General features: G+C 66.6%; 1 protein-coding gene (running past one end of the window). It reads left to right on the top strand.

All coding sequences use genetic code 11. From position 1 onward, the window contains the following. Window positions 1–6 precede the first annotated feature (6 nt). Window positions 7–13917: the start of a helix-turn-helix domain-containing protein gene (locus ON44_RS43535; protein ID WP_157187623.1), read on the top strand. It continues 15654 nt past the right edge of the window; only the first 13911 of its 29565 coding nucleotides appear in the window; the start codon lies at window positions 7–9; the stop codon falls past the right edge of the window.

Raw genomic sequence — 13917 nt, 5'->3', positions numbered from 1 at the left:
GTGCCGGTGGACGGTTCGTGGTCGCTGAACCCGGTCGTGGAGCTGCGCAAATTGTTCGAGGGTTTGCCCACCGTGGTGCGGCGCCCGATCGAACTGGTGGTCTTCGGGGGAGACCTGCCGCGCGCCGACGTGTCCGGGATGCGGTGGATGGCCGCGGAGCTACGGGCCAAGGCCGCCGCCATGAAGGGTCATGCGGAGGACGCGGAAAAGCTACTGGCGCAAGAGGATTCGCTTGGTGCGCTGGGTGGCCGAGTGCGCGAGGTACTGCATCTGCAACACGAGGGCGCGGCCAGGCTGCGGGAGGAAGCGCTGGCTCTGGCCGATCAAGCACACGCGGCCGCCAACGATGCGGAGAAGACGCTGTGCGTGATGTTCGTGTTCGGCATCGAGCTCGCCTGGCGCATCATCAAGATGCTGTCGACGGCCGCTGCGGCAGGTCCGGCCGGAGAGGTTGCGGCGGCTCCCGTGGTGGATTCGATGCTGGTCGAGGGCCGAGGCAAGGTCGCGCTGATGCGCGCGGGCCTGGAGCAGGCCTACAAGGTGGGCGCGGCGAAGACAGCGGCCCGCCTGTCGGCGTTGGGGCCGTACCGGTTCGCGTTCGCGATCGGCAAGGCTGCCGCGCTACCCGCGGGTGCGGATCTCGGTGTTCAGCTGATCCAGGTCGGGTCCGGCGACCGGAACCCGACCGTCGTGGGTCCGAACGGGGAGAACCCGACGGGTATCGATCTGAAGTCGATCGAAGCCGCAGCAGTGTCGGGCGCCGGAGGTGCGGTGGGCGGCATGGGCGTGGGCATGTCCGCGCCCAAGGTCTTTCCCCGGCTGGAGACCAGCCGCGCGGCGCTCGGACTGGTGCAGGGGGGCGCGGGCGCGGTAGCAGGTCTGGGTGCGGCGGCATTGATCACGGGCTGGCCGGAAAACTTCGAAGATGTCCTGGTGTCGCTGCTCAGCGGTGGATTCGCCGGAGTCGTGGATGTCCACGGTGGCGCCCACTCGGATCTCGGTTCTCCGATCGGGGAAGTCGTCGATGGCAGCGGGGCCTACGTCGCTCCAGATCCTTCCACGGTGAGTCTCAGCAAGGATGCCGTGATGCGGTTGGCGGGGGCTCCCCCGGGTACGAAATCGCTGACGCCCGCTGCGCCTGCTCCGGTGGACAGCAACGGCGCCACCACCCCGCAGCACTCGGCCGCACCCGGCCAGGCCACGGGCGCCGGAAGATCGCAGCCGGGAGGGAACCTGGTCTCATCGGGCCCGACGGGAGCGGCGGGCGATGGGCAGCACGAGCCGGACGAGTCGGGAGACCTGGCGCGGCGCCTCGCCGTTTCGGGATCGGGTGCGCAGGCTCCGGCCCCGAATGATTACGGGAACGATCAGGCGACGGCGGACGGGCAACCGGGCGAGCCCAATTCGCCTGCGCGGCAAGGCGACCGCGCGACGGCAGACCGTGCCGGCGATCGAGAGCCCGGCGCAGATCTTCCCGCCGGTGGTGATGGGCCCTCCGGTGGCGGTGCGCAGGCGGCCGGTGGAGGTGCGCAGGCGGCCGGTGGGGATGTGCACGGCGGTAGTGGCGCTGCGCAGACCGGTGATCCTGCGCACGCCGGTGCTGATGCCAAGGATGGTGCTGGTGGGCACGGCGGTGGCGCACAGGCTGGTGGCACCGGCAATGCGCAAACCGGGGACGGCGGGCAGGCCGGTAGTGGCGGCGGTGCGCAAGCCGGCAATGGGCAGGCCGGTGGTGCTGGTGGTGGCAATGCGCAGACCGGTGGTGGTGTTCACGGTGCTGGTGGTAGTGCGCAGGCTGGGGCTGGTGTGGCTTCCGGTGCGGTCCTGTCGAGTGTGGGCGGCGACCACTCCGGTTCGGAACCGCAGCAATCGGCAGATCACGGCGAGGACGACGCGCATGCGGTCGGTGGCGTCCGGAGCGCCCGGGCTCCGGATAGCGCTGCTGCGACTGGGCACGAGCCGGCGGTGGCGCGGCCGGGGTCGGCGAAGGTCGATCCGCCAGTGGAGATCGGCGATGCGTCCGGTCGCCATGGTGCGGGCAGTGAGGGCCCGGCCCGGGTTACGGCGCCGAAGCAGGCGGACGTACCGCCGGCGCAGGAGCCGCCGTCTGTGCAGCACTCCGAGGATGCGGTGCCCGCTGACTCTGGCCCGTCCGGACCGGACCGCCCGGTGGAGGAGCTGGCACAGGAGCTGATGGGGTTGCCGTCGGCGGATCCGGCGACGAAGCGGGACCTTACCGCCGAGCAGCAGACGCAGTTCAAGGCTGCGGCGAAGAAGGCGCTGGCGTTGTATCGGCTGCGGCAGGACGAGTTGGCCGGTGAGTCGTGGGGGCAGCGCAGGCATGCGATGGAGCATGGCGAGCGGGTGGAGTCGCTGCTGCGGTACATCGACGCGGTGCGCGAGGGGACCGGGAAGACGCCACGGTGGAATCAGATCAAGGCGTTCCTGCTCGGCGAGCACGGGTTCATGCGCCAGATGGGCACGGGTCAGGGCAAGTCCATGGTCGGTGCGCTGGATACGTTGGGGCAGTTGTCGCGTGGGGAGCCGGTGGAGCTGGCGAGCGGTAAGTCGGTGCGGGTGCATCATGTGATCACCACGACCGAGGTGCTGGCCAACGAGGGAGTCCGGGAATTCGCGCCGATGCTGCGCAGTCTCGGGTACGAGGTCGCGCGCTGGGATCCGCACAATCCTCCAGGCGAGGTGGAACACCCGACCGTGTACTACATGACCTACGACGAGCGTGCGACCGCCGAACTGTTCGACCGGCCGCCGCCGGGAAAGACCGCGACCATCGATGAGGCGGACGCGGTGCTGGTCCACAACCAGACGGTCCATTACCAGTCCGAGGGGCAGCGGGAGATCGCCTCGGAGGTGGAGGCCGCCGGGGTGTACCGGGTGCGGGACTTCTTGAAAGCCGTCTTGCGCAGCAGAATCACGGCGGCGAAGGACCTATCGGTACATCTCGAAGCGGCACTCCACGATGGGCCGTTGTCGGCGGAGCAAGCCGGGGCGGTACGGGCGCTGTCGGCGGAGGAGATCGGGGCGGCACGGACGCTGACGGCGCGGTCGCTGCGCGAGCAACCCGAGCAGTGCCTCGACACGGTGAGCCGGTTGTGGGAAAGCTACGCCGGGCGGAAGTTCACCGCCGAGGAAACCGAAATGGCCCGTGCTTTCCTGGACGTCAAGGCGGGCCGGTTGAAACTCAACCGGGATTTCCAGATCTTCGGACACGATATCGAGAAAAAGGTACAGATTCTCGACGAGTACGGGAAGCCGCGCAGCGATCCGAAGGTAGGCACCGAGAGCCGGTGGTTCGGCGGCCGCCACAAAATGGTGGAGGCGATGTTCGGTGCCCCGGTGTATTCCGATGGGACGGGATCGAAACAGGTCACTGTGGAGGACGTCCTGGGCGGGTACGAACAGTTGCATCTGATGTCGGGCACGCTCGAGCGCAGCGCGGCGGAGATCAAGGAGAATTTCCCGGTCCAGGGTGGTTTGGCGAAGGTCGAGGATTTCGGCCGGTCGAAACTGGTGGGCGAGCAGGATCGGATATTCCTCACCGAGCCGGAGAAATTGCGGGATGCGGTGAGCCGGGTGCAGCAGTTGCAGGCCGAGGGGCGGCCGGTGCTGGTGATCTGCCCGTTCAACGATCTGGCTCGGAAATTCTCGCTGATGCTCACCAAGGCGGACGTGGAACACAATGCGATCGACGCCCGGTGGTTCGCCGAGCACCGCGACAACAATGCCGCCGAGGAACACCTGCTGTCGGTCAAGGACACCGCGGGTGTTCAGGGCGCGGTAACCGTCGGCACGGGGATGCTGGGCCGGGGTTTCGACGTATCGATCAGCGACGAGGTCAATCAGATGGGCGGGGTGCATGCGCACATGCTGGGGCGTTCGCCGACCAATCCGGACGAAGACCATCAGTGGTCGGCGCGCGCGGGCCGAAATGGCCGCAACGGCAGCTTCTGTTTCAACGTCGCCGCGTCCGACCACCTCTACAGCGAGGCACAGCATCACGGTGCGCGGGTCGCGATCACGCACTATCGGGCCGCGGTGGTCAAACACGCCGAGGCCACCGCCGAATACACCGAAGCAGCCCGTCAGGTGGGCAATACAGATCCGGCCCAGCCGAGGGAGGCCGTACAGGCGGCGCGAACGAAGGTCGCGGCCACCGCGGCCGATGTCGCCGCGGCCGAGCGGGAGATGCGCAGCCTGACGTCCCCGCTACAGAACGACGCGGCCGACCGCGCCTATCTGCAGCGTGCAATGCGCCGCGCCAACCTCGCCCACGCGCCTCCGACCGCAGGAGATCCCGCAGCCACCTCGGCAACCTCGCTCCAGAGCACTATCGCTGCGGGCCTCCACCGCACCGGGCCGGACACTGTCCACACAGCGGCGGGCGTTGTCCAGACCGAGTCGGCCACCGGCCACGCCGAGGCGGATTTGGACCGTGCCGCGATGGAGGCCGTGCCCGCCGGACCTGCCGCCGTCCAACCGCACCTGTCGGGGGACCGGTTCGCGCGGCTGGCCGGGTGGCTGGGGATACCCGCATCGGTCCAGGCGGCCGCAGCCGTATTCGACACCGACGATGACGACGACCCGTTGAGCCGACTGCTGGAACGAGCAGGGGTCTCCTCCGCTGCCGTGGAAGCACTGAACCAGCACCTCGACTACACCCCGCCCACGGCGGTGATGCAGACGGACGCCCTCACCGATGAGCAAGCGCTGAATCATTTGACGCCGCAGCGGAGCCGGCTGGCCGCCGAACTCGGCTGGGAACCCGCCCAGGTCGCGGGCGCGGAGGGCGTGCGCCAGGTCGGCGCCGCCGTCGAAACGACCCGCAAAGAGCTGGCGGACCTGCTGGGGGTTCCCGTCACCGAGGTGAACGCTGCCACCGCCCGCGACGAGCTCGCCGACGCGGTCGCCCGCCTGCTCGCCCCCACCGAAACCGCCGACGACCAGGCCGCCGAACTCCTCGTTTTCGTCGCCTCCACCTACCTGGCCGTCACCGCCCTGCTCGACCTCGCCGTCGCCATCCACCAGCGCAGCCCGAAGAGCTGCGTCAACAACGGCGTGACGATGATGCGGGTGCTGTACCCCGACAACGAGCACGCCTACCACATGCCGGCCGACATGCCACTGCGGGGCCACAACGAAGAAGACACAGAGCGGGCCTTCGGCGGCGGCTTCCGGACATTCGGCTCGCTGGACGAGACCGCCGAATCGCTGAAACACTGGCCCGGGGGTAGCCAGGCGCTGGTCTACAAGTGGGTGAACAAGGGGCAAGTCGAAAGTCACCTGGTGCTGCTGGTCAACGACAGTGACCGGGCCGACGCCCCGAACCTGGTCGTCCTGGACATAGCGGCAGCCCCTGGCGAGGCTCCGATCACCCCCGCCGAGCTGGCCAAACCCCGCGCGCTGCTGAACAAAGCCGTCCCGTTCGAGCAGTGGCAGCGCGAACAGCAGCCGTACATCGACCAGCTCGATGACGCCGACCGGGACATCCTCGCAATCGAATTCGACAGTACGGGCGAACCCCTCGACCGCCTGTCCACCACGCTGCGTCCGGTCGTCTCCGCCCAGGATCCTGGTTCGCCCCCGCCATCGCTGTGGTCGAGCCGCGCTCCACCGCCTCGGCGGGACGAGTTCGCGCTCGCCGGCCATCGGCCGCCCGGCGATGGCTTGTCACCGGAAGGCTCCGTCCCGGCCGAGTCCAGCGATGCGGCTGAATTCACCCATGGCGGTCGGCCCGAACTGTGGCAGATGAGCGAGGCCGAGCAGTCCCTGCAAGGCCTCCCGCAGAGCGTCGAACAGCGCATTCCCGAGGGGATGAACGAGTCTTTCCTGGTGGACCTCGGCGCGGGCGCTGTCGGGGTCTATCGCCCCGGTTCCGGCGAGTATCGCGGCATGGTCGAGGATGATTACGAGGAAGTATTCCTCGTGCCACATTCCGGGCTTGCGGTCCGCGCGGTGGCCACCTCCCGGCTCGATGAACAGATAGCCGACATTGCGTCGAAGTTCGATTCGACGTTGAGAGCAGGCCAGGTTCCGACCACTACCTTGTGGTCCGGCAGCCGTGGTAACGGTTCATTGTGTATGAATGTGCCCGACTTCGACACGAGTCGGCCGTTTGCCGAGTTGGATCGGGTGCAGCGCGATCTCATGATAGTCCGCGGGTACATCCTGGGAGAGTGCGCTGCCGCGGGTGAGAATTATGGAACTGCCGCGGATGGAAACACTCTCGTCGTAGTGCCGGAAGGGTACTGCCTACCCGACGGCCGCCATTCTTTTTCGACGGCGCAGCGTGAGCTTCCGAACGGGACTTTTACGCTCTATCCTCCGAATGTTCCGGAATTTATGACGCACGCGATGGAGCGCGAGGATCCTCGGCTGCATCCAGTGGCGCTCGCCGTCGTCGAAGCATTGCACCCGGCGTGGCTGGAGAACATGTTGGCTATGCTCGGAATCGAGCGGCTCGCGGTCGACGGGGCACTGGATCGTCTCCGGGAACTGAAAGACAACGGTCGCGTCCTCGGGACGGCTCAGCCGTATTCGGCCGAGTCGATGGATAACTTCGAGTTACCGCCCGAGTATCGGCTGAGAAGGCCGTTGGCCATCGATGGGTACCGACGAGCCGAGCGAGTGGTGCCGACTCGCGATGTGTACGAGATGGTGCCGTTGGATACCGATGCTCGCGCAGTTGTGCATATACCCCGCGGATCCAAGAGATCATTCCTCCTCCGCGTTGTGGACGGCAAATTTGTCGGAGCCGACGGAAAGCCTTACACGTCCCGGTTCCTGGAGAGTCTCGATATGCGAGACTTCGAAAGCATCGTGATGGGTCCGGCCGTCGGAGACGATTTTCGTGCAGGTTCGAATCATCTGGTTTTGTACGATGATCACCCCCGCTCGGAGCTCGGGGTACCGGGCTACGCGGTGTGCACGTTCATCGACGGTCTACCGGAGGAAATAGAACCCTTCGCCAATGCCTTTGGGCATTCGGTCGACGGACGGCCCGAGGGGCGGCGCGAGCTGAGCAAGCGGAAGCTGATGCAGGCTGCGGCACAGCTCAGATATGAACTCCGGAGTCGAGGTGTCGATCTTTCGGGCGGCCGCTTCCGGGATATGTATCGAGGAAAGCTGTGGAGCTCGTCGACAGCCGATACGACCGTCGACGACCTGACTGTCGACGAGCTGATCGGCCGGGGCGCTGACGCGGCCGAAGAGTTGCTGCCCGGATACGGTGCGGACGACTTCTGGGTGGCGATCGAAAGAGTCGAGTCGGAATCCGATCGCCTGGTGACGACATTGTCGGTGAATCCGGTACTTTTCGAATCCGGCGAAATAGATGTGGAATGGCTGCGCGCGGAAGGGAAGGTGACCGCCCGAATTACTCGGGTGAATTTGGGGCCGGACTCGGTGCGGGTTGCCGAAGCGCTGCGCGAGCTGGACGAGGTATTGCGTCGATGGTTGGCGAAGTCGGGTGTTCAGCTGGTCGGTGGTGTGGGACCGCTGGCCGAATTGACGGTGGGTGAGTCGAGTTCCACTGGTCGTTCGGTATCCGGTGACGGGGCGGCTGCCTGGGCAGTAGAGCGCCTGCAAGCCTCCGGCTGGCACAAAGCGGGCCAGATCGAGCACGTCGCCGCCGCATTCTCGGAGTTGGCCACAGGTCGGCCGGGAGGCAATGATCTCAGGTTCGAACTGCAGACCTTCGGTGCGCCGGGCAAGCGGGTACTTCTCGGTCGTTCGGTCGAAATCAATATCGAAAGCCCCGAGTCGGCTCGATCGGCCGCGCTGCCGGTGTCTCTGCAGAATCTCCGGGGAACGGCCCACAGCTTCGGTGTCTCCGAGCTGGCGGCGGGACAGTCGGTGTGGTTCATCCACGAAGAATCTGCACCGGATTTCATCGGCAGCCGCCCGGGGGTAAGCGGTCGTGATCGGCGCGACGACATCGACTACAACGGGGCAACTCCGTGGTCACCGCAGCCGGAGAGCCCGTCTCCGGAGCAGATGCAACCGGCCGAGTGGCCGGACCCTGGCGAGGTCAAGCCGTTCGGTCAATGGCTCGAAGCTGCCCGCAATTCCCGGGGCATGTCTCGCAGTGAATTGGCCGCCCGCATGGGTGTGCCCGGTTCGGCCACATATATCGGTTCATTCGAGCGCGGTGTCAAGCCGACCCGCGAAATGATTGTGCGCATCCTCGATGCCTTGGATACCCCGGCCGACGTAGCCGAGGCGGTGCTCCGGGAAACGTTCACAGCGGAAATCGACAACCTGCCCGATCCCGCAGATCCGAAATTCCCTCACCCCAACGCTTGGCTCGTGGCCGCGCGTAAGCGTCGGAAAATGTCGCAAAAGGAATTAGCCGCTCATGTCGGCCTGAGCGTGACCCAATGGGCACCGAGAGAACGTGCCGCGAACCCCCGGACCAGGGCGTATCAGATCACTCGGGAGCAGGCGCAGCGCGCGCTCGAAGCCCTGGCAGCCACGGCGGAGGTCGCCGGCGGGTTCATGCGGCGATTCTATCCGGATGCCACATCGGAGACCGCGCCGCCGAACAGCGGTCGCGGTAATCCTCCCGATCTCATCGGCAGTCGTCCGCGGGACGACGAAACTCCGCTTCCGACCTGGCATGGCGTCGATCCGGTTCCGCCGCACGATGGGGACGGACCGCCCGGTCGGCCGTCCACGATCCCAGCGGACACGCCCGAGCAGCCGGAGCGTCCCTTCCGGATCCTCGACGACCCCGGGATGTCCGGTGACCGCGAAGTCGAGCCCGGGTACTGGGGCCATTATGGGGCGGCGGGTGTTCTGGTCCGGCACGTGAACGAGCTCGGTGCGGAGCTGTTCCTGGTTTGCAGATCGAAAGCCGGTTTCTCCCAGGGGAATTGGCAGCTTCCCGGCGGGGCGCTGTGTTCGCGGGAAACACCGGCCCAGGGCGCGGCCCGCGAGATGAGCGAGGAACTCGGCGCGAGCGCGGAGTACCTGGCTGGCCTGGCCTATGTGGGGACGCATGTCATCCATGGGCCACGCGGGTGGAAATACCACGTCCTCGTCGCCGATGCGCCGCAGCGGCTCGATCCGGTGGTGGACGACAAGGAAATCGCGGAGGCCCGGTGGGTGAGCCGCGACGAGCTGATCGCGATGGCCAACCGCAGCGAGTTGCACTCGGCGCTGGCCAGGAACCTGCCCCGAGCGCTCGGCCTGTTCGAGCCGGGCGCGGACGACCCGGGCGAAGCACCGCCGGTCCCCGACTCGACGTCTGTCGTGCCCGCCGAACCGGTGCGCGCTCGGCGGCAACCGGCCTTGCGCGCCTTGGACCGCGCGATGCTCTACGACTACACACAGCTGTACGAATTCGGGCGAGCGTCTTTCGGTGATCCGTCACGCACGCCCGAGGTAGCACGACGCAATGAGGAGTTCTTCGCCCGATATCCACAGGCACGTGAGCCGGCCGTACACGGCCAGCTGGGGCAGTACCACGCCCTGCTTCGGGAGATCAGTGATCTGGCAGACGAACTCGGCCTGAGTGTCACCGAACTCCGCGCGCAGATGACCGGCGAACTCACCGATCTGGTCGAGGGCAAGCCGCTGGCGCTCCGGATGAGACAAGAGGCCCTGTTCGGCCTGCTCGCCGACGGCCGGTTCAAGACACAGTTCGAGGGCACGGTCGGCGGTGGTCGCCAGACCGATGTGGCGCAGATGGAGAACCGGTGGTTCGGCAACCCCGAAGACATGGATCCGCGGCTGCGGCCGGTCTACGGGCATGTGCTCATCGACGGCGAGCGCCCGGCCGGGCTGTCCGACGCCAGCGTCTCGGCGGGGCTGCCCGACCTCCACATCAGGCTGCACACCGAAAAACTGGCGATGTACGGCCGAATCGATCTGGTGTTGAAAGACGATGTCCGCGAACGGGCCACGTTCTGCGTCGGTGATTCGCTCGTCTACTCCGGCTCGGTGTGGGGGGGTAAACCGACACGAACCGTACCCTCGCCGCTGCTCGACCCGCAGCCGGAATCTTTCGGCGCTACCCCGTTGTCCGCGAACGCCACCGTGGAGGATCAACCCCTACGCGGAACGAATCGCGACTACTCCGGCCAACGCTTTCGGCGGCATCAGTTCGTCGAATGCCATATCCACGGCGGAATCACCCTCGCCGACATCGATCACATCAACCTTCCCGAACCACCCGATCCGGAGTTGCGCGCAGCACTCGAAAACGCAGGCATACCGTGGCGCGTCCTCGACAGCCACGCCATTGCCCGCAGCGGTGACCCCGAAGCGATCGCGAGAGAAAAGCGGCGACTCGAGGAAGACCTCGCCATGGTCGAGGCCAGGGTCGCCGACATCCGCCGAGAGCTCGACGCTACCGAACGACCGGATGCCCCGCGTCGGCTGCGGGAACTGTCCGAACGCGTGCGAGTCGAGCTGCGCAACGCCGATGCGATGCGGACCCGGATCATCGAAATGCTCGCCCCCCTCGACGCCGTTCGCATCGGCAGCAGTCCTGACACCGAACCGGACGGACCGACAAGCTTCATCGGCAACCGTCCCTCGGACCGCCCGTCCGGCCGACCACCAAACGTGTTTTCGCCCGACATGTCTGTGGCGGACGTTCGTACGGCGGTAGCGCAGGCGCTGAGCGATCGTTACGCCGACGGTGGGCCGGCGGAATTTCCGTCGCAGTTGCCGGACGTAGCCGCGATGCTGGTGCACTACGCTCTGCAAGCTTCCGGCGGAGACGGGGCCCGCTTGTCGTCGAGGACGATGCGGACTGCCACCGGATACGCGGTGCGCGGGCGGGTCGAAGGGCTCCGAATTACCGAGCCGAGAGGTGTGCCGGCGGACAGCTGGGGCGATGAGGTGTTCGGCGAATTCGAGTGGACCGATCCGGGAGACGGATCGGATCCGTCGTGGTCGGTTCAGTTGTGGGGTGGTCGCAAGCGCTTCAACCGGCTGGCTGCCGCTTTGCCGGCGCAGTTGGCCGGCTTGGTACCGGGTTTCGCTGTGCATCGGGCGGGTTCGCTGATAGCCGAGGCGGTCGAGGTGGCATCCAGCCGCAAGGGTGTCGGACGCGGCGGGACGCTGGCTGTCGAGGCGCAGGGCAGCGAACTGAGGGTGCGGGTGCGAGAGGGCGTTCTGCCCATAGCGGGGGTGCCCGACAAGTACGTCGGCACCATCACCCGGGACGGACCGGACGGCCCGCAGGGCTTGATCGGCAGCAGGCCGCACGATGACGGAAACACCGTCCGCCACACCGCGCCGTTCGATCCGGCACAACCGGCGAGTATCTGGAACCTGCCATCGACCGAGCAGCTGAGTTTCGTCCATGACTCCGAGGGCCACGCGGGCCACAATTTCCGCGTCGAGTACAACGGCCACGCCATCGGCTTCTGGCACCCGCGCTTGCCCGACAACAGGGACACACGGTTCGAGATGACGAATCGGGTCAATGCCTGGCGCGTCGATCACGAGATGCTGCGCCTGGGTCTCGTGCCCGATGCCAGGGAATGGACCGGCCCGGCGACGCTCGACGGAATCGACGTACCGCGGGAAGGAACGCTGCACGCGTACGTGGCCAACGACGGCCCGGCGTGCGAAAAGCCGCCCGAATCCGGGGAGATGCCCGACCAAACACTACGGATACTGCGCAGCTCGGCCGGGAAGGCGGTCGCTGTCTTCCACTACATCATGGGGTGCTTCGACGGGAACCACCGGAATGCGCTGCGACGGACCGACATTGCGGAAGAGTTCACGTGGGGAGGGGGCGCTGCGAACCGGATCGCGGTCATCGATACCGAGTGGATCATGGATGGTCCCCACATCGAATCCGACTACGTCGTGGCAAACCTCAGCATCGACGGCGAGGTCCACCCTCTGCCCTCCGGCCTGATAGCACATCTTCGAACAATCGATCCGTCCGAGTTCCGGCTCTTCCTCGGGACCCTCGGCTACACCCGGCACGACGCAGCCCGAGCGGCGAACCGGCTCACGGAGATCCGAACCACCGGCCTGATCACTGGCCACAGCAGCGATCTCGACATCCAAGACAGTCGCGAAAACGTAATCAGGCCTGCCCACGGACCCGATGGTCATATCGGCGCCAGACCGGCCGGCCGAGCTGAGACCGCACGGACAGCGTTGCCCGACGGGGCGGACACAGGCCGCGGAATCGATCGCGACACGGCCCAGGAGACACCCGATGTGGAGCGAACCCAGGCGATGCGGGGACGTCCGGGAGTCACGATCGAGCTGATGACCTTCGAGGACGGTGTCCAGGTCCTCCGTGAGACCTACACCTATGCCGAACACGCCATGCAGGAGTGGGCGAAGGCGCTGATCGGCCGGGTCATGGGAGCGCCGATCGCCGAGGTGCGCCTGAGTCCACCCGAATATCATGTCCTCTACCGCGATTACCAGTACGAGGGAGCACGTCGCGACCCCCGTGCGGCCGACATGCTCGGCATCTTCGCGGCCATCACCGGCAAGAAGAGCCCCTTCGCCGCCGCCTTCGTCCGCCACGTCGACGGCCGCAGCGTGTGGCAGGATCATCACCTCGGTCGGCAAGCCATCGTCGACATCGGACAGCAGGTGGATCGCCTCGGGGACGAGCTGGAACAGCTGGCATTTCCCGGGTCGCTCTCGCGGACAGTGCTCGATACGCAGATGTCGGCGATGCGCGCGCTGCGCGAGCTGGCACAGCACGCCGAGCATCCGCTGCGCATGGCCGGGCTCGACGACGAAACAAAGGCCAAGGCCCGGCTGGTCGAAGACTTCGCGCTCGACCACCCTTATCTCGAGCTGGCCGGGTTCGACAGTCCGCACGTTCCGGTGGCGACGGTCGGGGAAGTCCTGGGGAAACTGGATGACCTGCTCGGAAGGTACCGGTACGCCCCCGGTTTCCGAAAGCTCATGACCAACATTCGCAAACTGCGGATCGACTTCCTGTTCGGGTCGCGCGCCGAGGCCGCACCCGAGCAGGACAAGCACGGTACGGATGGCGAGGTTTCCACCGTCCGGACGGAATTGACATTCAGTTTGCAGTACGCGGCCGATCGGGATGAGGCCCGCGCTGATAACGACCGTCGTCTCCAGTACGGAGCACATCCGAGCAGTGGCCAACCGTATGCAGATGACGTCTGCCACGAATTCGCCCACGCGATCGACCAAGCCAGCGGCGGGGAACTCAGCCGGAACCTCACCACCGTGCTGCGCAATGCCCACGCGAAGCTGAAAGAGCGCGGCCTGACGGAGAGTTACGAGGAATGGCGCAATCGCCTGCCGTCGTACGCGTTCACCAACTCGGCCAAGACCACACTCGAAGAACGCGAGGCCATTGCCGTCGGATTCGCCGACGCGGAGATCAACGGCATTGTCATCGGCACCCCCCAATGGGTGATCCACGAGTACGTCACGAAACTTCGACCGCCGGAAGTCGAGTCGGCACACCCCACTACGCACCGGCCGGACGGTCCCGAAGGATTGATCGGCAGCAGGCCGTCGGATGACCCGATCGACGGCGCTGGGCGAGCCGACGAAACCGGTACGGACAGCACGGTCGCCCGCCGGAACGCCGGGCTCGGGGATCATCACGACGGACCGGCCGAGCGACGCACTCCTCCTGGCGCGAGGTTCGCACAGCTCATAGACGACGGTCTCGACGCCGGGGTGGCACGCACCGATTCGTTGCCGGGATCGCCGGGAGTCGAGTGCGAACTGGTGACCTTCAGCAACGGCTACCAAGCCGTCAGGGAGACCTACGATGCCGCAGGCAACGCCACGGTGGAATGGCTGAAATCGTTGATCGGCGGTGCCATGGGCGCACCGGTTGCCGACACATGTCTGCAGCCCGGCGACTACACGGTCCTGTACCGGGAACTCATTCCCGGCCGACCGGCGGACATGGTGCTCCCA

The sequence above is a fragment of the Nocardia vinacea NBRC 16497 genome (assembly GCF_000308835.1).
GTDB classification, from domain to species: Bacteria; Actinomycetota; Actinomycetes; order Mycobacteriales; family Mycobacteriaceae; genus Nocardia; species Nocardia vinacea.
The sequence above is the reverse complement of the archived record's forward strand: the minus strand, read 5'-3'. Positions and strand labels throughout refer to the sequence as shown.